16 protein-coding genes and 3 pseudogenes are annotated in these 21,974 nt (G+C 63.7%); 5 read left to right on the forward strand and 14 right to left on the reverse strand.

All coding sequences use genetic code 11. From position 1 onward, the window contains the following. Positions 1-67: 67 nt before the first annotated feature. The 3 genes from A3CW_RS0142100 to A3CW_RS53710 all read right to left on the reverse strand — a co-directional run bounded on the left by A3CW_RS0142100 (position 68) and on the right by A3CW_RS53710 (position 1,789). Positions 68-1,081, reverse strand: coding sequence for an IS110 family RNA-guided transposase (locus A3CW_RS0142100; protein WP_028208884.1), 1,014 nt, complete (start codon positions 1,079-1,081; stop codon positions 68-70). Positions 1,082-1,445: 364 nt separating this feature from the next. Continuing rightward, positions 1,446-1,625: a hypothetical protein gene (locus tag A3CW_RS53705; RefSeq protein ID WP_211254136.1), complete on the reverse strand. Its 180-nt coding sequence runs from the start codon at positions 1,623-1,625 to the stop codon at positions 1,446-1,448. Further along, a complete protein-coding gene (locus A3CW_RS53710; RefSeq protein ID WP_211254137.1) occupies positions 1,622-1,789 on the reverse strand; it encodes a hypothetical protein in 168 nt (55 codons plus the stop codon). Before A3CW_RS53710 ends, A3CW_RS53705 begins: the two co-directional genes overlap by 4 nt. A 328-nt stretch (positions 1,790-2,117) precedes the next feature. Here A3CW_RS53710 and A3CW_RS49510 point away from each other — a divergent pair. The 4 genes and pseudogenes from A3CW_RS49510 to A3CW_RS0142145 all read left to right on the forward strand — a co-directional run bounded on the left by A3CW_RS49510 (position 2,118) and on the right by A3CW_RS0142145 (position 9,895). Next, positions 2,118-2,568: pseudogene (locus A3CW_RS49510) on the forward strand (cupin domain-containing protein). A gap of 57 nt (positions 2,569-2,625) precedes the next feature. Beyond that, a complete protein-coding gene (locus A3CW_RS0142130; protein ID WP_028208887.1) occupies positions 2,626-3,003 on the forward strand; it encodes a DUF3564 family protein in 378 nt (125 codons plus the stop codon). Between the two features lie 892 nt (positions 3,004-3,895). After that, positions 3,896-4,111 (forward strand): hypothetical protein, encoded by a 216-nt coding sequence (locus tag A3CW_RS52890; protein ID WP_154678213.1) that lies wholly within the window; start codon positions 3,896-3,898, stop codon positions 4,109-4,111. Positions 4,112-4,453: 342 nt separating this feature from the next. Beyond that, the gene (locus A3CW_RS0142145) at positions 4,454-9,895 is read left to right on the forward strand and encodes an AAA family ATPase (RefSeq protein WP_028208889.1); all 5,442 of its coding nucleotides are present in this window, start codon (positions 4,454-4,456) and stop codon (positions 9,893-9,895) included. Between the two features lie 286 nt (positions 9,896-10,181). Here the strand turns inward: A3CW_RS0142145 and A3CW_RS52895 are convergent, their stop codons facing one another. Further along, on the reverse strand, positions 10,182-10,463 hold the full coding sequence (locus tag A3CW_RS52895; RefSeq protein WP_154678214.1) for a hypothetical protein: 282 nt from the start codon (positions 10,461-10,463) through the stop codon (positions 10,182-10,184). An 89-nt stretch (positions 10,464-10,552) separates the two neighbouring features. Next, positions 10,553-11,360 (reverse strand): annotated as a pseudogene (locus A3CW_RS51835) (IS5 family transposase). 223 nt (positions 11,361-11,583) lie between these two features. Here A3CW_RS51835 and A3CW_RS0142150 point away from each other — a divergent pair. Beyond that, positions 11,584-12,900, forward strand: a complete 1,317-nt coding sequence (locus A3CW_RS0142150; RefSeq protein ID WP_028208890.1) for an IS701 family transposase — start codon at positions 11,584-11,586, stop codon at positions 12,898-12,900. Between the two features lie 742 nt (positions 12,901-13,642). Here the strand turns inward: A3CW_RS0142150 and A3CW_RS54510 are convergent. From A3CW_RS54510 to A3CW_RS0142220, 9 genes and pseudogenes are all read right to left on the reverse strand, one after another. Then, positions 13,643-14,326, reverse strand: a complete 684-nt coding sequence (locus tag A3CW_RS54510; RefSeq protein ID WP_081772078.1) for an NADH-quinone oxidoreductase subunit B family protein — start codon at positions 14,324-14,326, stop codon at positions 13,643-13,645. Further along, positions 14,323-15,720: pseudogene (locus tag A3CW_RS49520) on the reverse strand (sigma-54-dependent transcriptional regulator). Before A3CW_RS49520 ends, A3CW_RS54510 begins: the two are co-directional and overlap by 4 nt. A gap of 187 nt (positions 15,721-15,907) precedes the next feature. Then, positions 15,908-16,984: a hydrogenase expression/formation protein HypE gene (hypE, locus tag A3CW_RS0142190; RefSeq protein ID WP_035515601.1), complete on the reverse strand. Its 1,077-nt coding sequence runs from the start codon at positions 16,982-16,984 to the stop codon at positions 15,908-15,910. Beyond that, on the reverse strand, positions 16,981-18,117 hold the full coding sequence (hypD, locus tag A3CW_RS0142195; protein ID WP_028208896.1) for a hydrogenase formation protein HypD: 1,137 nt from the start codon (positions 18,115-18,117) through the stop codon (positions 16,981-16,983). Before hypD ends, hypE begins: the two co-directional genes overlap by 4 nt. After that, a complete protein-coding gene (locus tag A3CW_RS0142200; protein WP_028208897.1) occupies positions 18,114-18,380 on the reverse strand; it encodes a HypC/HybG/HupF family hydrogenase formation chaperone in 267 nt (88 codons plus the stop codon). Before A3CW_RS0142200 ends, hypD begins: the two co-directional genes overlap by 4 nt. A 3-nt stretch (positions 18,381-18,383) precedes the next feature. Continuing rightward, the gene (locus A3CW_RS0142205; RefSeq protein WP_028208898.1) at positions 18,384-19,553 is read right to left on the reverse strand and encodes a Kae1-like domain-containing protein; all 1,170 of its coding nucleotides are present in this window, start codon (positions 19,551-19,553) and stop codon (positions 18,384-18,386) included. Next, a complete protein-coding gene (hypB, locus tag A3CW_RS0142210; protein WP_028208899.1) occupies positions 19,550-20,608 on the reverse strand; it encodes a hydrogenase nickel incorporation protein HypB in 1,059 nt (352 codons plus the stop codon). Before hypB ends, A3CW_RS0142205 begins: the two co-directional genes overlap by 4 nt. A gap of 31 nt (positions 20,609-20,639) precedes the next feature. Then, positions 20,640-20,987, reverse strand: coding sequence for a hydrogenase maturation nickel metallochaperone HypA/HybF (locus A3CW_RS0142215; protein WP_028208900.1), 348 nt, complete (start codon positions 20,985-20,987; stop codon positions 20,640-20,642). After that, on the reverse strand, positions 20,975-21,974 hold a 1,000-nt coding region (locus A3CW_RS0142220; RefSeq protein WP_028208901.1), incomplete at its 5' end, for a hydrogenase maturation factor HoxV/HupK. The genes A3CW_RS0142220 and A3CW_RS0142215, both read right to left, overlap by 13 nt.

Consider the following 21,974-nt stretch of genomic DNA (forward strand, 5'->3'; position numbering starts at 1 on the left):
ATCCCATTCAAATTTCTGGGCTGGGACCCAATCTTCCCACGGGGCTTGCCGGTCGCCGTCGAAAGCATCACGTGAAGCAGCGCGTCACGTCAAATGGTTTGTTCTCCTTCAGAATGTGGAAGCACGCGCGCGCCAGTTTGTGCGCAAGCGCCTTGCGAGCCACGATCGGGTTGGTCTTGGCTTTCTTGCGTTCNTAAAACCGCCGGGCCTCGGTGCAATAGCGTTGGGCGAAATTGGCGGCTTCCATGAACGCCCAGGACAGGTACCGGTTGCCGTTACGGATGTTGCCTTCACCTTTTTTCTTGCCGTTGCTGGTGGGGCAGCTGTCCACGCAGCGCGCATAGGAGGCGAAGTTGCCGACGCTGGCGAAACGCTCGACGGAGCCGGTTTCCAGCAGGATGACCGTTGCCAGGATCTGGCCGATGCCGGGTACGGTGGTGAGCAACGCATACTCGGGTCGCGGCCTGACCTTGTCGGCAAGCCGCTTTTCCAGCAGTCCGATCTGGGTGCAAAGCGTTGTGACGACAGCCAGGTTGGCCTGCATGGCCAGCGCGACCTCGGCAGGCAGCCCCATCTGGTCGATGGTTTCGGCCGTCAGTCGCAGAACCTCGGGACTCGAGATGCGCATGCCATGATGGCGAGCCGTGATGTTCTCGATCGCAAGCATGTGGCTGGTGCGGCTGCGGACCAACTGCATGCGTTTGCGGGCGAGATCACGCACGCTTCGCATTTCGGGCGGCAGGATCGTGCCCGTTGGCAGGATCCCCAGCCGCAGCAGCCGGGCCAGGTAACGGGCATCGGTTTCGTCGCCGCTGTGCTTGAGACCGTCGTATTGTCTGATCGCCGTGGTGTGGGCCAGATGCACGGTGAACCCGGCTGCCTGCAGGCCATCGACAAGCCAGTACCAGTTATAGGTCGACTCGATTACGACGCCCGCAAGCTGCTGCTTCCACGGTTCGAGGAACGTCATGATCCTGGCCAGCTCATTGGGCAGGCGTTTTTCTGCCAGTACCCGGTCGGTTTCATCGATCACGGTGACCACGCTGTTGTTCGAATGCAGATCAATGCCGCTATAGTTCATGATGCGCCTCCTTGCGGTTAAAGCGGTTGGCAAACTCACTTTAACCCCGCCGCCCGAAAGGGCGGCGGTGGGAGGCCCGCTAGATGATTTTCAAGTTTCGCCGCCTGCTGTTGCGCTTCGAACGTCTCAGCCCTCTTCACTACGCGTTCAAGACACTCGCCTACACGATGATCAACCTGCGGCACTACTGTCGCAGCTAATCGAACCGCGTCGCCGCAGCTTCCAGATCCGGCGCAGTGCGTCGTGATCCAGCTCACGTGTGTCTTGCCCCACACACCCTTTATCATCTAAATCCGGTCTTCAATTCAGCCTTGTAGAATCAATTTGCATTCCGTACGATATGAAGAAAACCCACCATGACCGTTCAAATCAAAACCTGCAACCAGTAGATCTCTTCGAGCGTGCCCATGATCGTGCCACGTATGTCGACCTGCTCGACAAAGATGCGCAGCAGATCGGTTTCCGCGGCAGGGCGGCTCGTGACCCCGTTGATCACCACGACGCCGCCACGTTTGACAGCCCTCAGGCTGTCCGCCCAGGTCACGGCCCCGATGTTGTCACGACAGCATCGGGGCGGCGCGGCAACTGATCGCCGTGGCGGAATATCCGGTTGGCGCCGAGGCGCTCGGCGATCGCGGCACCCTCGTCATTGCGCGTCGTGGCCACGAAGCCGACAGCACAATCCATCTGAACGAGCGCAGTCGACATGCCGCCCGAAGCGCCCTGCACCAGCAAGGACGGCGGACGCTGCGCTCATACTCCGCCGTTGACCGGGGCACTCTCACGCACTTTTATCAGGTATCACATAAGAGTCAACGTGCCACGAGGGCTGGCTCTCGCAGGAACGGTGTACGTCAGCCAGAAGCCTGGCGTCGATGCGAGCCGGCCGATGGATAGCTTGACGTCGATCCAGGTCTGTCACAAATCGGGAAACAGGGCAGCCACCACCGCGTGCCAAGTCAAATTCAGGATGCTGGAACACGTCGTGCTTGCCAAACCTGGTGCCCCTTCTTCCATCGCACTCGGGAGACCTGTCATGCAAACCGGACTCACCGCTGGTTTTTCTCACGTCAAGCCGCAGGACACGTCACTCACGCGCGGTGGGCTGCGCGATTTCTTTGTCTATCGTGATCTGTAAATCGTCAGGGGCACAAGGTAGTCGCGCAACTTAGTAGGGCAAATCTTGCGCCAAAGTTGGGTGCGGGCTGGCACCGGCATGAAGCAGATTTTCATATCGTCAGCATGCTCTAAGTCGGGGCGAGCTTCGTGTACGCCGACAAGGAAACGCTCGTCGAAGCGGGCGATTGCGTGCATCAGGCGCCGTCCGTTTCGAACACGCGCCAGACATGGAGTACATCGAAATCGTGAGCCCTGCCGAATTCAAATCGGTAGACGTGGAAGCGCCGTGCCGGCGCCCAAGTAAGTATAAAGCGGCAGCAAGCGACACCCTGACGCATGCACAAGCTTGCCGCTGCACGTACAGTTGATATGTCCGCCGATTACTGTGGCGGGTCACGAAGCCACGAACACGACCGGAGAGATTCATGCGCATCACGCTCCATCTCGGCACCTTCGACCGCCTTGACCCGAATGCCTATGCGATCCTTTGGCTCGACAACGACACCCACAAGTGGTCGCGCGAAGGTCATGCCGGTCTCCAATTCCCCGACTGGGGAAAGCTGCGGGTCGATGCTCGCGGCACGCTGGTGTGCGACCAGCATAATGCGCGCCCCCTGTTCATCCTCGACGGTCTCGCTGTGGAAGCCCAAACTGGCCCGTTCGAGGGGGAATCAGGCGAGGCACTCTGGTGCTGCACTGAACGCGAAAGCGGATCGGTCGTTGCAGGGCGCTGGCATGTGCAGTGCGTCGACAAGGACACCGTGCTTGCCGAGCACAGCGTGTTTGCAGAGGACGAGGTCTGACCTCGGACGCGCCTTCGCCTCGTTGCATGCGAATCTTCGGTGAATCCCTGAAAGCCCGTGTCAGCGGGCTCGAACTATTCCAGTTCCGGAATGACGCGTCTGATTAGGGACAAAGGATGCCGACGTCCAAATCGACCAACTCCTGCCGATGACACGAACTGGCTTTTCGAGCATCGTGCTCAACAACGGCCTCACCCCGGCGCAAGCTGGGTATTCGTACTTTTGGTGCAATTTCTGGCGATCTGACCGAAAAACCTTAAATACCAGCACCTTGCACTCCTTCGGCTAGTCAGCAAAGCCTTGTAGCGTGGGGCTCTGAGGAACGCAAGCGCCAAAATTTGCACCAAAGATGGTGTCAGAGTGCAAGTCCTGCCGGCACAATTCTTTTACCCTCATCCCTGACCGACGGAGATACGACCACGTTTGAAGCTCCCACACGCCCACTTAGATGACCCCTGCATCGCTCGCAACGGGAGCCACACTCTGGTCGGCGGCCCTACGCTGCCAAACGACTTTTGCAATCGAGATATCGCTATACACCGACCCCTTGAGCACTCCGTTTGCGGAATTAAGGGTCGCCTCCGTACGCGTGCCGCCGGCGAGGAATCTGTACGGGGCGTCTTCACCGAGACCTGCGAGCTGTCCTTGGATGCCTGCGAAGCGCGCCGTGTTGCGATTTGACTCGTAGAAGCTCGTCTTCCTATCGATTACTCGCAAGCGGTGTCCGAATGGCAAGCGACTTGGGTCGCCGCGTCCCTGCACCGATTTCAGCTGATCGGTACTGACCTTAAACCTCGGAAACTTCATTTCCGCTCCCGTACGATACTCCGCCGCTTCATCAGCCCAAATTATCGGCAGATCAATGTCGGGATCTAGATCCTTCCAAATACCCGTGCAATATCCCGCGCGAAACATCGTGTCAGGATTCTCAGGCGGCTATGTGATGGAGCCTGGGATCGACTACGACGAGATCGAGACCTTCGTGGTGCCGAAAAACACTACGTATATCGTCCGTGCCGAAATGGACCACCACGACGAAGACCCGGAGGACGAAGTCGGCGCTTCCTGCGTCGTTGCGGTCAATGACCATGCAGCCCCAAAGAAATGAAAAGTATTGCCGTAGACGTGAACGACTTGATACCGGGGCCGGCGGCGACGTAGTCGATAGCCCTCATCGAGCCCCTTCAGGTTCCGCCGTTGGAAGGGACGGCTGTGTCGACCAAGGCCGCGCCACATGGGCTAGCTAGCCAATAAATGAAAGTACTGATTCGGCTCCAGCACGGCCGACTTCAGGAGGTTGTAGAGAAGAACGCCTGGCTCTACACGCGTTGCTGACTCCACAGATGTTGCCGTGTCGTGCGCTTGAAGGGCACGTCCGCCGCTGTATGAGCAGACGAATGAGTTGCCTCTCTTGATTGACGGGCACGAGCGCGTCGATAAACTACGTCAGATGAACTCCCTAAACGGTACCGACGTAAATCGCGCCAGCATACTGCGGGAGGATGGTGAGTTCACGCTCTACCGGGTCCAGCCCGCCGGCAGCACCGGCAGTGTGCTGGTGGTACGTCCCGCCGACGAACATCCCTCAACCACCCTTCTCGAACGCCTCGCTCACGAGTTCGCGCTGAAGGACGTACTCAACAGTCAGTGGGCAGCGCGCCCTTTGAAGCTGGTGCGCGATGACGCACGTATGGTACTAGTGCTCGAGGATCCGCTTGGCGAACTGCTCGAACGACAAATCGGCGGACCTCGCGAGGTGGGACATGTGTTGTCCCTCGCTGTGGGCATTGCAGCGGCGCTGGGTAAAGTCCATCAGCACGGCCTCGTGCATAAGGACATCAAACCCGCGCATATTCTGGTGGACTGCGTCGACGGCCACGTGCGGCTCACTGGCTTTGGCAGCGCCTCTCGACGCACGTATGAACGGCAATCGCCGGAACCGCCAGAAACGATCGTCGGTACCCTCGCCTATATGGCGCCCGAGCAGACTGGGCGGATGAACCGCTCGATCGATTCGCGCAGCGACCTCTACGCATTCGGAGTCACGCTCTATCAGATGCTCACAGGGACCCTGCCGTTCACCGCGGCCGACCCGATGGAGTGGGTACATTGCCATGTTGCACGCAACCCGGTACCGCCCGGCGCGCGGGTAGCAAGTGTGCCGCCTGTCGTCTCGGAACTTGTCATGAAGCTGCTCGCCAAGACTCCCGAGGAACGCTATCAGACTGCGGCCGGTGTCGAGCATGATCTGCGGCGTTGCCTGTCCGATTGGCAGCGCCAGCACCACATCGATGCCTTCGTGCTGGGTGAACGTGACACATCCGACAAGCTTCGCATCCCCGAGAAGCTTTACGGGCGCGAGCGCGCGATAGAGGCCATGGTCGCTGCGTTCGAGCGCGTCGTCACGAGCGGCACGCCTGGGCTGGTGCTGGTGTCCGGCTGTTCCGGCATCGGCAAGTCCGCAGTCGTCAACCAATTGCACAGGGTGCTTGTACCGCCGCGGGGGCTGTTCGCGTCGGGCAAGTTCGACCAGTACAAACGCGACATACCCTACTCGACACTGGTGCAAGCCTTTCAGGGGCTGGTGCGACCGCTCCTTGGCAAGCACGACAGGGAACTGGCAATTTGGCGCGACACGTTGATCGGGGCACTAGGGCCGAATGCGCGCCTTATGACCGAACTGATCCCGGAACTGAAGCTCATCATCGGCGATCCGCCACCCGTCCCGGAACTCGAACCTCACGAGGAGCGACGCCGCTTCCAGCTCGTTTTCCGGCGCTTCATCGGCGTCTTCGCCCAACATGAACATCCGCTGGCCCTGTTTCTCGATGACCTGCAATGGCTCGACGCCGCGACGCTCGACCTGCTGGAAGATCTCCTCACCCGGCCAGACCAGCAATACCTGATGCTGATCGGCGCCTACCGCGCAAATGAAGTTGATGCTGAGCATCCACTAATGCGCAAACTTCAAACCATCAGGACCACAGGCGCAAGGCTCGACGAAATTGCCCTTGAGCCGCTCGCCCGCGAGCACGTGGAGCAACTGATTGCCGAAACACTTTGCTGCGAGCGTGAACGCGCCGCACCGCTTGCCGCGCTCGTGCATGAGAAAACGGCCGGCAATCCGTTTTTTGTGATCCAGTTCGTGCACACGCTTGCTGATGTTGATCTGGTCACCTTCGACCATGACGCGACCTGCTGGCGCTGGGATCTGCCCAGCATTCACAGCAAGGGATATACCGACAACGTGGTGGACCTGATGGTCGCGAAGCTCGCACGCTTGCCCATCGAAACGCAGCGCGCGTTGCAACAGCTCGCCTGCCTTGGCAACGCCGCCCCCGTCGCGATGTTACCGAAGGTTTTGGGGGTCTCCAGGCAGGCGGTCCGGGCGCTACTGCAGCCAGCGGTCGATCAAGGGCTGGTCGAGCAACTGGAACTTGCCTACCGGTTCGCACACGACCGCGTACAGGAAGCGGCGTATTCATTGATCCCGGAGCACTCGCGCGCCGGCGTCCACCTGCGTATCGGACGGCTGCTCGCGGCGCTAACGCCCGCTGACAAACGTGAAGCGGCAATCTTCGAGATCGTTACACAACTGAACCGTGGCGCAGCGCTGGTGACCTCCCGGCAAGAGCGTGAGCAGCTGGCCGGGTTCAACCTGAGCGCCGGCCAGCGGGCGAAGGCGTCAACAGCCTACGCATCGGCGCTCACCTATCTGAGCGCCGGTGCGGACCTCATGCGGGACGATTGTTGGGAACGCAGGCGCGATCTGATCTTTGCACTGCAGTTGAACCTTGCCGAATGCGAATTCCTCACCGGCCGGTTATCGGTCGCGCAAGAGCGACTAGCCGAGCTATCAAGCCGTGCCAGGACCACGGTCGAACAGGCGCAGGTCACGTGTCTGCAAATGGATGTCTACCTGACCCTCGACCAAAGTGGTCGCGCAGTCGACGTCTGTCTCGAGCATCTCCGGCACGTTGGTATCGACTGGTTAGCGCATCCGGAAGAGAGCGACGTACAACAGGAGTACGAAAGTATCCGGTCACGGCTTGGCGGCAGGACGATCGGGACACTCATCGATCTGCCTCTGATGAAGGACCTGCCGTCTCTCGCGACCGCCAACGTGCTGAGCAAGCTCCAGAGGCCGGCCTGGTTCTTTGACGCGAACCTGGCTTCCCTGGCCATATGCAAGGTGATCAGCCTTAGCCTGGAGCATGGCAACTGCGATGCGTCGTGTTTTGCGTATGTCATGTTCCCGCGGATTGCAGGACCACGCTTTGGCGATTACCACGCCGGAATCCAGTTCGGCCAGCTTGGCTTCGATCTGGTCGAGCGCCGTGGGCTCAAACGCTTCGAGGCGGTGACATATCTCTGCTTCGCCCTCTATGTCGTGCGCTGGACAAAACATGTGTGCGTTAGTAGCGAGGTGCTGCGCCGCGCATTCGAAGCAGCGAGCCGGATCGGGGACATCCCGTCTGGCGCCTATACGCGCTGCCATATCGTATCAGACCTGCTTTTCGCCGGTGCACCATTGATCGAGGTCGAGCGCGAAGCCGAACAGGGCCTCGCGTTCGCCAGCAAGGCGCGTTTCGGTCTTGTCGTAGATAACATCACTACGCAACTCGCGCTAATCCGGATGCTCAGGGGCTCGACGCTGAAATTCGGTCACTTCGACTACGACGAATTTAACGAACTTCGTATGGAACAGCATTTGTCCGGCAACCCCGCGCTCGCGACGGCCGCGTGCTGGTACTGGATCCGGAAACTGCAGGGACGATTCCTTGCAGGCGACCATGTAGCCGCCATCAACGCGGCGTTGATGGCGCAGCAGCTACTGTGGAGTTCGTCATCGCACCTGGAGGAAAGCGAATACCATTTCTTCGGTGCACTGGCACGGGCCGCACATTGCGACCGTGCCCCGGCCGCGGAGCGACAGCAGCACCACGACGCGATCGCCGCACATCTCCGGCAGTTGGAGATCTGGGCTGAGAACTGTCCGGAGAATTTTGCAAACCGTGCGGCGCTGGTAGGCGCCGAGTTGGCTCGCCTGAACGGCTGCGATGTCGAAGCAATGCGTCTCTACGAAGAGGCCATGCGCTCGGCGCGTACACATGGCTTCGTACACAACGAAGCACTTGCCAATGAACTCGCGTCAGGCTTCTACGCGGCGCGCGGCTTCGACAGGATTGCCCGCGTGTATTTGCAGGACGCATGCCGGGGCTACCAACGCTGGGGTGCCGAAGGCAAGGTGCGCCAACTTGAGGCGCTGTATCCGCTTTTCGGAGACGAAGAGCGAGCGCCCGGCCCGGGCAGCACGATCGGCACCCCCGTTGAACACCTCGACCTTGCTACTGTCATCAAGGTGTCGCAGGCCGTTTCCGGAGAGATCGTCCTGGACAAGCTGATCGATATGGTCATGCGCACTGCGATCGAACAGGCGGGCGCCGAGCGCGGATTGCTGATTCTTCCAGACGCGGGCGGACAAAGGATAGCCGCGGAAGCCAAAATCGAGGGGGACACACTCCGCGTGCAACTACGCGATGACCCCGCGAACCCCACCGTGATCCCCGAGTCGGTCCTCTATCATGTGTTGCGAACGGGCCAGAGCGTCATTCTCGACGATGCCACACGCTCGTCCGCGTTCGCTGCGGATGCCTACATCCTCCAGCATCGAGCCCGCTCAATTGTGTGTCTGCCCCTGACGAATCAGGCCAGGCTTATCGGCGCCCTGTACCTCGAAAACAACTTGGTCACCCGTGCCTTCTCGCCAGCGCGAATTGGTGCGCTGCGGCTGCTCGCGTCGCAAGCGGCAACCTCGATCGAGAATACCCGACTGTACCGCGACCTGAAGGAGCGCGAGGCCCGGATCCGGCGACTTGTCGACGCCAATATCATCGGCATCATTGTGTGGAACGCAGAGGGCGACATCCTTGAGGCCAATGAGGCATTCCTGCGCATGGTGGGATATGACCGCGAGGATCTTGTTTCGGGTCGTCTGCCCTGGCGAGACCTGACCCCGGTGGAGTGGCGCGAAAGCAGCGAACGGGCTCTCGCGCAGATCGGGCACCAGGGAGGCATTCAGCCGACCGAAAAAGAATACTTCAGGAAGGATGGCAGTCGTGTGCCCGTCCTGGTCGGCCGCGCGGCATTCGACGGCAGTGGGAAGGAAGGCGTCGCGTTCGTGATCGATCTGACGGTGCTCAAGGAGGCGGAGCGCCGCCTGCGCGAGTCCTATGAGATGCTGCGGGAACTCACGTCACATCGCGAAATGGCTCGCGAGGAAGAGCGCAAGCACATCGCGCGAGAAATGCACGACGAACTTGGACAGCACCTCACCGCGCTTCGCCTGCAGGCGTCGGCATTACGTATGCAACTGGGCAACGATCGCCCGGAACTGGTCGAGCAGACGCAGGCGCTGATTGCGCTGGTGGACAAAACCATGCAGGTCGTCAGGGGCGTCATCGCGGCGCTGCGCCCTGCGGCACTCGACACCGGCATTGCAGCGGGGCTCGAGTGGCTCGCGGCCGAGTTCAACCGCAACGGTCGCACGGTATGCCGCCTGCACTTGCCCGACGAGAATATCGTCGTGAGCGAGCCCTGCGCTGTCGTGCTGTTCCGCCTCGTTCAGGAAGCGCTGACCAATGTCGCCCGCCACGCAGCGGCGCCCCATGTGGTCATCATGCTGGAGCGGACAGGGGACTGCTGCCTGCTCGAAGTGCGCGACGACGGTCGAGGATTCGATGTTCAGGCGGCCAAAAAAGGTTCATTCGGACTCGCGGGCATGGAAGAACGCGTTCTGATGCTGCGCGGTCAGATCAACGTTATCAGTTCGCCGGGAGCCGGCACGACAATCAAGGTGAAACTTCCGGACCATCCGGCCGCATCGACATAGCTGCGGCATCGTGGACGCGTATTCGACATCCACCCTTCCACGACCGACAACCCGAAGCGGCCATGTCCACACGGTCGCACGGGCACTCCCCCCGCACGCCCGCCGTCGTGGCCGGGCACGCGAGTCGCCCGTCGCGGACGTCTCCGGTATCAGGCCAACGGCAAAGTCGTCTTGATCGAAGTGTCGGCCGCAACCGATGAGCCGAACCCGAACCCGGCCGCGCAGACGCTCCTGCTTCAATCGCGTACCCGCGCGCTGCCCCCGGTCGCAGCGAACCTGTGGGCAATCAAGGCGCCCATTCGGTACGGTGGAGGGAGGCAAGGCCTGGTTTTCGCGAAATTGCTTTGCTTTCCACCACGTATGCACTGCAAAACGCAAGCTCGCCATTTTCGGCGATAATTCGCGCTTCGCCGTTTGCAATCTGGACGACGCAGTTTTCTCCCCACTGCTCGCGCACCGATGCAAGCCACTGGCGTTGTCTGCGTGTGAGATAGAACGGCCAGAGATCCCGCCTGTCCCCGTTGGGCTGTTGTGGAAAGCGAAAGGCCACCTCGCATCTCTTCGTCATGTGTTCCCGTCCCGCCATTGGCAATGGGGGCTTGTGCGACCGGGACCCTCGTCAGAGTAGCCGACAGACCACGTTCGCCTTTAGAGGTGTTAACACAATGACTTTTGCAGGTGTCGCCAGCATATGATGCAGCAGGCGATTCTGAGGAAAGCCTCGTGGATGAAAGCGAACTGTTCGAAGCGGATGCGCAGTCGGCGGAAGTTGTGAAGCCACGAGATGGTCCGCTCCACAAGCCAGCATGTTTTGCCTAGCCCACTACCATGAGGCTGACCACGTCGAGCGATTTCGGTTGCAATGTCGGCAGCATGCAGTGGACGTCGATATTTGTCGTGGTCGTAGCCTCTGTCGCCCTGAACGACCCGAGGTTTTGATAGTGGTTTGCCACGCTTGCCGCGGAATGGCGGAATTGCCTCGACCAGCGCTTGAAGCCGAGTGACGTCGTTGCGGTTGGCGCCGGTCAGAATCACCGCGAGCGGGATGCCCTGCGCTTCGGGGATGAGATGGTGCTTTGAACCGGGTCGCGCGCGGTCTGTGGGATTCGGTCCTGTTTTTGACCTGAGCCCACAGCGCGGATTGAAGAGGAATCGACGATGACGCGAGGCCAGTCGATTTGGTCGGCTGCGCGCAATCGCGCAAGCAGCACCTCGTGCAACTGCTCCCAGACGCCAGCGGCTTGCCAGTCACGTAGGCGACGCCAGCAACTCATGCCGCTGCCGCAACCCATCTCGCGAGGTAGCAGGTCCCAACGCAGGCCTGTCTGTAAGACGAAGATAACCGGTGAACACCGCACGGTTGTCGAGCGGCTTGCGCCCCGGATAACGGGTTCGTCGTAGTTTGGGAGGGGGCAGCAACTTCGATGAGTGCCCACAGTTCGTCGTCGAGTATCGGCTTGGCCATGTCCTTTTCGTCGTCGAAACAAAGAAAAGGTTAACAGCATTCTTCGAGGGTTAACAGCCCCTTCGTTCATTTTGTTAAGGGTTCTTAGTCACCAAATTCAATCCTGCGGGAGCTGGACGCAGGAATGCCGGGGGGATGACTTGAGATGCCCCAGGTGGCTAGTCTCACTGTGTCATAAAAAGATGTTTGCAGTATTGAATAATACAGACTTCGGGCGACCGTGATGAGAGAAGACGTCGACGAATTTGACGCGTATCTGAATCATCTGGCGCAGGCGTTGGGGCACGCCGATCGCCATGCCGGCCTCAAGGGCTACTGTTCGGGCTTGGTAATGCCGTTGTCACGCAAGAGCGTCGAGCCGATGGCTGCGCATATTGATCCCCTTCACGCGAGTGCGAAACACCAGTCACTCCACCATTTTGTGGCCAAGGCAGAATGGTCTGACCGGGCGGTTCTGCAGCGGGTACGCGAATGGGTGATGCCCGCGTTCTGCCTGCACGCTGCCGACGAGGCTGGCTATTACTGGATTATTGACGACACGGGCTTCCCGAAGAAAGGCAAGCATTCGGTCGGCGTAGCGCGGCAATACTGTGGGCAACTGGGCAAACAGGATAACTGCCAGATCGCCGTGAGCCTGTCGATCGCGACGCAACGCGGCAGCTTGCCGATTGCCTGGCAGCTGTATGTCCCCAAGGAATGGATTGACGACCGGGAACGAGCGCGTCGCGCGGGCATTCCTGATGACCTCAACTTCGAGACCAAGCCACAGATTGCGCTGGCCCAACTTCGCGAGGCTATGGCATCCGGCATTGCACCGGGCATTGTGCTTGCCGATGCCGGGTACGGCGACGAAACCGCTTTCCGGGAAAGCATAACTGAACTGGGTTTGTTGTATGCGGTAGGGATCCGGCCGGGCACCTCTGTGTGGGCGCCCGGTACGGCGCCGCTGCCGCCCAGACCCTGGAGTGGGCGCGGTCAGCCACCGAAATTGTTGCGCCGTGCGCCTGGCCATAAACCGCTCGTGGTGAAGGAACTGGCCATGCAATTACCCATGAACGCCTGGCAAACCGTAACCTGGCGGGAAGGCAGCAACGCAGCCCTTTCCTCACGCTTTGCCGCCGTGCGGGTTCGTCCCGCACATCACGACTATTGGCGAAGTACCGTTCGCGACGAAGAATGGCTGCTTATTGAATGGCCTGATGGCGATACGGAGCCGCTCAAATATTTTCTCACTACCGCCCCCGAGGAGGCGACCCTCGAGCAGCTTGTGTTCGTGACCAAAATGCGCTGGCGCATCGAGCGCGACTATCAGGACCTGAAGCAGGAGTTCGGGCTCGGTCATTATGAAGGGCGAGGCTGGCGTGGCTTTCACCATCACGCCACACTGAGTATCGCTGCGTACGGGTTTGTGATGGCTCAGCGACTCGGAATGCAATCAGATGGACGTGGTAAAAAAAACTTCCTTGAACGCGCGCTGCCTGCCCTTCCCCCGGATTACGTCCCCCGGGGCAGTCCAGCGCGCTCAACGCCACATTCCTGATTCCATTACTACGTTGCGCATCCTGCTTGGACAAAGGCTCATGCAACGATGGCACTCTTCCTGTACAACAATAGAGCGCGCAACTGCTTTTGTGACACAGTAGTACTAGCAGACCGTCAAAGTTCGGCTCTGCGCGGGCTGTCTTCAGGCCAGGGGGCACATGCCCGGTAAGCCGATACCGGACCCTTTCGGCCGAACCGGCCCCTGCCTCTTGAGGGGCTCCAGAACGCCGTGACGCACGGCATAGTGGACTGCATCGGATGCTGCGCGTGATGTCATCACTCCTGTCGCGGCGACCTCCCTGACGGTGGCGGGTTCGCGGACACGCAGCCACTCCACCAGCGCTTCTGCATTCGCATGTACCTTCATTGGTGTCTCTACGATAAGATTTTCTGTGTCCGCGCCTAACGCCGCCGCACGTTCCTCGGGTGCCGCCTGTCCCTTGTGCTCGTTCGCCATGTGATGAAGGCTCGTTTGTTCACGTTGTGGCCGCACAGTTTCCCGATTCGAGTGCGGTTTGGAGATCGTGACAGTGGAACGCACTCAAAAGAGTCAAATATTGTTAGGGCAGTGCCCGATCCATGGACGCATGCGCCATACGTTTGATACGGTCACACCGTAGTGACACCGTAGTGTCTCGACGCTCTGCTTCGTCGCTGATCCCTCTTGCCTGAAAACACGATCCCGTCGTCCTTCCCCTGCCCTGATAGCGGAATCTGGTGAGATGGCGCGCCGTGCTGGGTCACGAGTGTCTGCTGTTCAACCAGCGCATGGCGTCGCCATGCCACCAACAAGGAGTGGCTGGATGTTCAATCCGCTGCAGGCCCGCACCTTGAGCGTGTCTGGCGATGCACTGACCACCTGGGGTGCTGACCCGGTGCTGATCGCCACACGTCTTTCGGGCACCGAGGCACTCGGCAAGCTGTACCGCTACGAAGTCGAACTGGCCACGGCCGACACGCCAACGCTGCGCCGGTGGCAGGCGCAGGAGATGGTGGAACTGGAGGCCGCACGCCTCGGTGTGATTCGCCCCACCCGCGCTGATGCCGCCGAACGCCGCGCACGTGCGAATCGCTATCGTGAAGTGCGCGGCCTGCGCAAGCCGCGTGACCCAGGCGATCATCGGCACGCCGGTGCCCGCGAGCACGTGAAAGCGCCCCGCACCGTTAGGATCGCGTAGCATCGCGCCTTCGACGCACAGCGCGTGCAACTCGATCTCGCCGTCAAGGCACGCTTGAAGGATGGTCTGCGCCTCGGCGCCCGTTTCGACCGAAAGCGACGGATGCCAGAGCACATGAATGCCCGAGCGCACGAGCGTACCCGCCAAGTCGACCGTATCCGCGCGCAGCAATGACATGTTGCAGCCGCCGCAGCCGCCTGACTGGAGCCACAGCACGTTGACCGCACCCGTTGCAGTTTTGCTCATGTGCGCGCCTCCAGCCCGAACCGCTGCATCTTCTGACGCAGCCCGGCGCGCGAGAGACCCAGTTCGGCCGCGACGCGCGTCTTGTTCCAGCGGTGCCGCAACAGCGCTTCCTTGATCAACATGGCCGCCATCGCGTCGAGTCGTTCTTACAGGGTGCCGGTCGTCGCATGCCTGACCAATCCGGAGGTGCCCGGCGTGGCGGGCTGCCCGCGCAACACCTTCGGCGAAAACGCGTCCGCGCGGATCAGGTCGTCGTCGCTCAGCGCCACCGCCCGGGGGTTTCGTTGCGTAGCTCGCGAATATTGCCCGGCCACGGATAGCTGAGCTGCACGGCCAGCGCGTTGCCCGCGAACGCCCGTGCGCGTCGCTGCGGAACCTGGCCGGCAATGTCCTGAAGCAGCTTCTGCGCGATCGGCACCAGATCGCCGCCGCGCTCGCGCAGCGGCGGCATCGAGAGCGTCGCGATCGCGATCCGATAGTACAGGTGCTCGCGAAAACGCCCCGCCTCGACCTCGCGTTCGAGGTCGCGATGCGTGGCGGCGATCACGCGCACGTCCACGGGCACGGGCACGGCGCGCGTCGAGCCGACGGGGCGCACCTCGCCTTCCTGGAGCACGCGCAGCAGCTTGACTTGGAACGAGAGCGACATGTCGCCGATCTCGTCGAGGAAAATCGTGCCGCCGTTGGCCTACTGGAAAAGGCCCGTGTGATCCTGGAACGCGCCCGTGAAGGCGCCGCGCTTGTGGCCGAACAGTTCCGATTCGAGCAGCGTGACGGCCACGGCGGCGCAGTTCTCGACCACGAAGGGCCCCGCCGCGCGCGGGCTCGCGTAATGGATCGCGCGCGCGAGCAGTTCCTTGCCGGTGCCCGATTCGCCGAGAATGAGAAGCGACAGGTCGTAGCGCACGAGCTTCGCGGCGAGCGAGCAGACCGGGTCGAGCGGGCTGCCCGGCGAGCGCACGATCGAATCGAAGCCGAACTCGCTTTGCACGCGCGCGAGCTTTTCGTGGCGGCGCCGCCGCAAGAGCGAAACGCTGCCGCGCAGTTCGAGATCGAGGCGGCACATGTCGTGCTGGAGCGACTGCGCCTCGGCGGCCTGGCGCACGGTTTCGATCAGGTGATCAGGCAACCAGGGCTTGAGGATGAACTAGTGGATGGATGCCCGCGCGATTGATGCCCGCGACGATGTCTTCCGAATCGGTGTAGCCCGAGACGGTGATGCGCACGACGTCGGGCCAGGTCTCGCGCACCTCACACAGGATTACGGAGACCGCGCGTTCCTGGAGGACTGCGCGCGCCTCGTCGGCGGAGCCTGCCGTCAGCACCTCGAACTCGTCGTCCAGCACGCACCGGGTCGTCTCCTGCAAGCGCGGCTCGTCGTCGACCACGAGCACGGTGGCGGCCTGGCGCAGCGGGAGCGAAGCGGGACTGGCGGGGACTGGCGGAACTCATTGCTTGATCGAAGCCGTGGGGAACCCGTCGTTCAGGGCTCCCCGCGAGCGCAACGTGACAGGAGGGCTGGAGGTCCGCCATCGTACCTTGAGTCTCCCGATACCCATCTGAGCCATCGGCGCAAGCGGATCAGCAGATCCGCGGCAGTTGCTCGCCCGAAAGCCAGTCGGCAATGCGCCGGCCGCCGAATTTCGTCTCGATCTGCACGAAGCCATGCGCGTCCTCGACCACTTCGCCGATGCGCGCCGCCGCCGCGCCCAACGGATGCGCGCGCATCGCCGCGAGCAGTTGCGGCGCGTCGCCGCTTGCGCAGATCGCGACCAACTTGCCTTCGTTGGCGACATAGAGCGGATCGAGGCCCAGCAGCTCACACGCCGCATCGACTTGCGGCAGCACGGGAATCGCGCGCTCCTGAATGCGCATCCCGACGCCCGACTGGCCGGCGATCTCGTTGAGGGTCGTGGCAAGCCCGCCGCGCGTGGGGTCGCGCAGCACGCGCACGCCAGGCGTGACGGCAAGCATGTCCGCCACGAGCGTGTGCAGCGCGGCGCTGTCCGAGCGGATCTGCGTTTCGAAGCCCAAGCCCTCGCGCTGCGACATGATCGCCACGCCATGTTCGCCGATCGTGCCCGAGAGCAGCACGACATCGCCGGGCCGCGCCTGCGAGCCGTCGATATGAATGCCCGCGGGCACGACGCCGATGCCGTTCGTGGTGATGAACACACCGTCGCCCTTGCCGCGCTCGACGACCTTGGTGTCGCCCGTCACGATCGGCACGCCGCACGCGTGCGACGCCAACGCCATCGACTCGACGATGCGGCGCAGATCCGCCAGCGGGAAGCCCTCCTCCAGGATGAAGCTCGCGCTGAGATACGAAGGCCGCGCGCCCGCCATCGCGACGTCGTTGACGGTGCCGTGCACGGCGAGGCTGCCGATGTCGCCACCTGGAAAGAACAGTGGCGAGACGACGTGCGCGTCGGTGGCCATCACCATGCGCTCGCCTGGGCCTGGCGCAAGCGGCGCGAACGCGGCCTGGTCGTTGCCCTGGCGCAGCCATTCGTTGTCGAAGGCCGCGACGAACAGCTCGCGGATCAGTTGCGCCGACGCGCGGCCGCCCGCGCCGTGGCCCATGTCGATGCGGCCGTCGCGAAAGTTCAGGGGCCGCACGAAGGCGGGCTTGACCGGAGATGGGTGGGCTGGGCTCATGCTGCGACGACCGGAATATCCTTGAAACGACCATAAGAGTAATGCGCGGCGCACGCGCCTTCGCTCGACACCATGCACGAGCCCATCGGATTCTCGGGCGTGCAGACCGTGCCGAACAGCGTGCAGTCGCGCGGGTGCTTGAGACCGCGAAGGATCGCCCCGCACTCGCACTTGCTATGATCGGCGACGGGCCGGTAGACGAGTTCGTAGCGGCTTTCCGCGTCGTAGCGCGCGTACTTCGGGCGAATGCGCAGCGCGCTCGCCGGGACCTCGCCCAGGCCACGCCACTCGAACGACTCGCGCGTTTCGAACACGTCCTGCATGAGCGCCTGCGCGGCCGCATTGCCCGCGCGCGTGACGGCGCGTGCGAATTCGTTCTCCACCTCGGCGCGGCCGTCGTTGACCTGGCGCACGAGCATGAGGATCGCCTGCAACACGTCGAGCGGCTCGAACCCGGCGATCACGACCGGCTTGCGATACCCCTGCGCGAAGGCCTCGTAAGGCGCGGAGCCGATCACGATGCTCACGTGCGCGGGGCCAACGAAGCCGTCGAGCGGCGCCGCGTCCGCGTCGACGGACGGTGCGGCGAGCAGCTGAGTGATGGCGGCGGGTGTGAGCACGTGGCAGCACAGCACGCTGAAGTTCTCCGTGCCGCTGGCCGCCGCCTCGCGCACGACGAGCGCGGTGGGCGGCGTGGTTGTCTCGAAGCCGATTGCGAAAAAGACCACCTCACGCTCGGGATACTCGCGCGCGATGCGCAGCGCGTCGCGCGGCGAATACACCATGCGGATGTCCGCGCCGCGCGCCTTGGCCCGCTGGAGCGACAGGCCGTCCGAGGCCGGCACGCGCATCGTGTCGCCATAGGTGCAGAGGATCACGCCGCGTTCGAGCGCGAGGCGAATCGCCAGATCGATGCGCCCGATCGGCAGCACGCAAACCGGGCAGCCGGGACCGTGGATCATCCGCACGTTTTCAGGCAGGAGATCGGCCACGCCGTAGCGGGAAATCGCGTGCGTGTGACCGCCGCAGAACTCCATGAAGTGGTAGCGGCGCTCGGTCTGCGTCTGCGCCTGGATGCGCCCGGCAATGCGCGCGGCGAGTTCGCCGTCGCGGAATTCGTCGACGTATTTCATTGCGCGGCTCCGGGTTGCGCGATGGGCGCATCATGCGCCTCGCCAAGCGACTGGGCGACTTCGCCGAACAGCGCGAGCGTGCGCTCGGCCTCTTCCGGGTCGATCACGCCCAGCGCGAAGCCGACATGCACGATCACGTAATCGCCCGGGCACGCGTCTGGCACGAGCGCGAGCGAGACCGTCTTGCGCACGCCCCCGAGATCGACGACGCCCGTTTCGGCGTCAGACCATTCGATGAGCCGTGCGGGAATGGCTAAACACATGGGCTAACTCCTGATTCCTGGCGCAGTCGCGAACATCGCGCCTAACTGCGGATCGTATGCGGCAACCCAGGCTTGACCAAGCGCGAGGCCGGCGTCGCCACAGGGTACGGTGCCGGCCATGAGGGTGCGCACCCCGCGCGTCGCGAGAGACGCGCGCAGTTGCGCGGTGAGCAGCCGGTTTGCGAAGCAACCGCCGCCAAGGAGCACGGAGCGACCTTGCGCGGCGAGCGCGGCCCAGTGGGCGAGCGCCGCAGCCAGTGCGAGATGAAAGACGGCGGCGCCGCGCGCGGCTTCGCCCGCGTCCGCGAGCGTCAGCAACTCGGCGAGGAGCAGACGAAGGTCAAGCTCGCCGTTGTCCGTGACTTGCCACAGGTCCGCCACATCGGGGGCCTCGTGCGCGTCGAGGTAGCCGCTCGCGAGCCTTTCGAGCGCGATGGCCGCCTCGGCTTCGGCGCGCTGGCGCAGGCTCACGCCGAGCAGTCCCGCCGCAGCGTCGAACCACCGTCCCGCGCCGGTGCTCGGCGGGCAATTGAGGCTGCGCGCGAGCATGACGCCGACCGTGCGCGCGGCGCTATCGCCCACGGCGGCCGCGAGGCGCGGCTCGATTTCGTCGCTGCGCCCGAGCGCGTGCAGGGCGGCGGCGGCCATGCGCCAAGGCTCGCGCGCCGCGACGTCGCCGCCGGGCAGCGCGAGCGGCGTGAGACTGCCCAGGCGCCGCCAGCCGGCGGGCGCCACTTCCAGCAGTTCGCCGCCCCAAGCGGCGCCGTCCGTGCCGAGACCCACGCCGTCGAGCGCGAGGCCGACAACGTGCTCGCTCAACCCGTGCTCGGCCGCAACCGCGCCGATGTGCGCGTGATGATGCTGAACGGCGACGGTCGGTACGCCGAGCCGCTCACCCCATTCGAGCGCGACGCGCGTGCTGTAGAAGTCGGGATGCAGATCGTGCGCGATCGCGCACACGGGCCGCCCCGCGCGCGCGGCGGCCTCGACGAGCGCGGCCACCGACGTATCGAGCGCAACGCAGTGCGCCGGGTCGTCGAGATCGCCGTGCAGCGGCGACCAGTGCACCTCGCCGCCGATGCACACGCACGCGGCGTTCTTCAGCCACGCGCCGGTGGCGAGCACCGTCTGATCGCCAAGGGCATGCGGCAGGTGCTGCACATGCGCCGTCATACGGCGTCTCCGGCGCGCCGCTGCTGCGCGCGCAACGCCGCAAGCTCGCTCTCCAGCACGCCGATGCGCTCGGCAATCGGGTCGCGCGCACGCGCGATCCAGTCGAGCCACGCATCGAGGCCTTCGCCGGTCGTGGCCGAGAGCCGGATCACGTCGAGCGACGGATTCACGCGGCGCGCATACGCGATGCACTGCTCGACGTCGAACTGCACATAAGGGAGCAGGTCAATCTTGTTGACGATCATGAGGCGCGCGGCTGCGAACATGTCGGGATACTTAAGCGGCTTGTCCTCGCCCTCCGTCACCGAGAGGATCGCGACCTTCGCCTCCTCGCCGAGATCCCACCGCGCGGGGCAGACGAGATTGCCGACGTTCTCGATGAACAGCACGCTGCGCGGTGCGTTGGACGCGAGGGGCGCGTGTTCATGCTCGTGCTTGTGGCCATGGTGATGGCCATGCTCGTGCTCGTGCTCGTGCTCGTGCTCGTGCTCGTGCTCGTGCTCGTGCTCGTGCTCGTGCTCGTGCTCGTGCTCGTGCTCGTGCTCGTGAGCATGGTCGTGCAGCGGCAGCCGCCCGAAGGCCGTCGTGACCATCGCCGCGTCGAGATGGCAGCCCTTGCCCGTGTTCACCTGGATCGCGGGCGCACCGGCCGCGCGAATGCGCTCGGCGTCGTTCGCCGTCCGCTGGTCGCCCTCGATCACGCCGACGGGCAGGCCCGGCATCCGCTCGCGCAGCGCGGCGATCGACGCGCACAGCAGCGTCGTTTTCCCCGAGCCCGGGCTCGACACGAGATTCAGCGCACGCACGTCGTGTGCCGCGAAGTGCCGCCGGTTGGCGGCGGCATGGCGATTGTTCTCGCCCAGCACGTCCTGCTCGAGCTTGATGGTGCGCCCCTGGTCGAGGCCGGGCACCGTCACGCCCGCTGGCCCGAGGCCGTAGTGCACGTCCTGGCCCGATGCGCCCGGGTGGGCGTGGGAATGAGAGCCGGAGTGGCCGTGCGCCTGCGCGGCGTTTTGCCGATCGCCGGTGCTGTCGCACCCGCATACCACGCACATGTTGCTTCTCCTTGCGCTAATCCGATGATGGTCAGGCATCGTCGACGGTCAGGTCGACGATGCGCAGCTCCGTGCCGCCGTTCGGCTGGAGCCAGTAGCCGCCGCAGTGTGCGCAGGGGTCGCCGCGCGCGGCCAGCGGCACGGTCGCGTTGCAGGTCATGCACCACGCGCTGCCCGATGGTTCCTCGATCTCGACGCGCGCGCCGGCGAGGCAAGTGTCGGTGGCGATTGCTTCGAGGGCGAAGCGCAGCGCCTCGACCTCGACGCCCGCGAGTCGCCCGACTTCGAGCCTCAGCACCTTCACGCGGACAAAGCGCTCGCGCTTGGCGGCCGCTTCGACCGATGCCAGGACGCCGCCGGCCAGGCTTACTTCATGCATATCGTGGGTTCCGCCCGGTCGAGCGCATAGGCGATACACGGATCGAACGCGCCCATCCACACGCCTGCGCGCGCGGCGAACGCTCCATCGCCGGGCGCGGGGTCGAGCCGCGACAAGGCTTGCGCGAGCGTGCCCTGGCGGTGGAAATTCCACTCGGTCGGCGCGACCACGCGGTAGTCCTCGATGCGTGCCGTATCGTCCGGCGCGAGTCGCACCCAATGGACCAGCACGCCGCGCGCCATCTCGCACCAGCCGAGCGCCTCGCCGGGTGCGCACGTCAGCGCGCCAAAGCGCAGCGCACGTGCGCCGTCGGCCGCCGCCAGCCGCACCACGTCCGCGACGCGCGCGCCAAGCCGCAGCCAGGGCGTATCGTAGTCCAGCGCGCACGGATCGTCGCTACGCGTCCACACGCCGGTCTCCGCGGGCAGGCCGCGTTGCAGGGGAGCGTGCGCGAAAGCCGGACTCCCGGCAATCGCTGTGGCCAGTTCGCTCAACCGCGCTTCGTCGATCACGAGTGGCCGCGGCGTGGCACGGGTCGTATCGGCGTATGGGCGGCAGTCTGCCAGCAACCGGGCCGGGAACGTCTTGGCCCGCGCGCTCCAGGCGCTCAGGCAGCCACGCGGATCGTCCGCCCAGTGTGCGAGCCATTTGCACGCAGGCATGCCGAGAACATGCCGCTCCACCCAGTCGGGCGAGCCTGCCGCTTCGACATCGGGCAGCCTATGCGGCGCGGCGGCGGCAAGCCTCACGGGCCAGTCGGTCCAGATGCAGCGCAGCTGCACGGCGAGCGTTTCGCGCGTAAGCATCGAAGTATGAACCGCTTTGACGGCATCCTCCCGCTCGTGCACCCCTGAGCCGCCCGCCGCGCCGACGGCAAGTTCCGCGCAGAGCCGGTGCGCGAGTCCGCACAGCGCGAACAGCGCCGAGAGCCGCGACGCGGCGGTTGCCGCCGGTTGCCCGCGCAGCAGCGCGGCGGCGAGCGGCGGG

The sequence above is a fragment of the Paraburkholderia nodosa DSM 21604 genome, assembly GCF_000519185.1.
GTDB classification, from domain to species: Bacteria; Pseudomonadota; Gammaproteobacteria; order Burkholderiales; family Burkholderiaceae; genus Paraburkholderia; species Paraburkholderia nodosa.

Bases quoted from the DNA above. Each gene is read 5' to 3' on its own strand.
- A3CW_RS53710 (WP_211254137.1), bottom strand. From the start codon at position 1,789: ATGTCGACTGCGCTCGTTCAGATGGATTGTGCTGTCGGCTTCGTGGCC.
- A3CW_RS0142215 (WP_028208900.1), bottom strand. From the start codon at position 20,987: ATGCATGAAGTAAGCCTGGCCGGCGGCGTCCTGGCATCGGTCGAAGCG.
- hypB (WP_028208899.1), bottom strand. From the start codon at position 20,608: ATGTGCGTGGTATGCGGGTGCGACAGCACCGGCGATCGGCAAAACGCC.
- A3CW_RS52895 (WP_154678214.1), bottom strand. From the start codon at position 10,463: ATGACGAAGAGATGCGAGGTGGCCTTTCGCTTTCCACAACAGCCCAAC.
- A3CW_RS54510 (WP_081772078.1), bottom strand. From the start codon at position 14,326: ATGAGCAAAACTGCAACGGGTGCGGTCAACGTGCTGTGGCTCCAGTCA.
- A3CW_RS0142130 (WP_028208887.1), top strand. From the start codon at position 2,626: ATGCGCATCACGCTCCATCTCGGCACCTTCGACCGCCTTGACCCGAAT.
- hypD (WP_028208896.1), bottom strand. From the start codon at position 18,117: ATGAAATACGTCGACGAATTCCGCGACGGCGAACTCGCCGCGCGCATT.
- A3CW_RS0142205 (WP_028208898.1), bottom strand. From the start codon at position 19,553: ATGACGGCGCATGTGCAGCACCTGCCGCATGCCCTTGGCGATCAGACG.
- A3CW_RS0142145 (WP_028208889.1), top strand. From the start codon at position 4,454: ATGAACTCCCTAAACGGTACCGACGTAAATCGCGCCAGCATACTGCGG.
- A3CW_RS0142200 (WP_028208897.1), bottom strand. From the start codon at position 18,380: ATGTGTTTAGCCATTCCCGCACGGCTCATCGAATGGTCTGACGCCGAA.
- A3CW_RS0142150 (WP_028208890.1), top strand. From the start codon at position 11,584: ATGAGAGAAGACGTCGACGAATTTGACGCGTATCTGAATCATCTGGCG.
- hypE (WP_035515601.1), bottom strand. From the start codon at position 16,984: ATGAGCCCAGCCCACCCATCTCCGGTCAAGCCCGCCTTCGTGCGGCCC.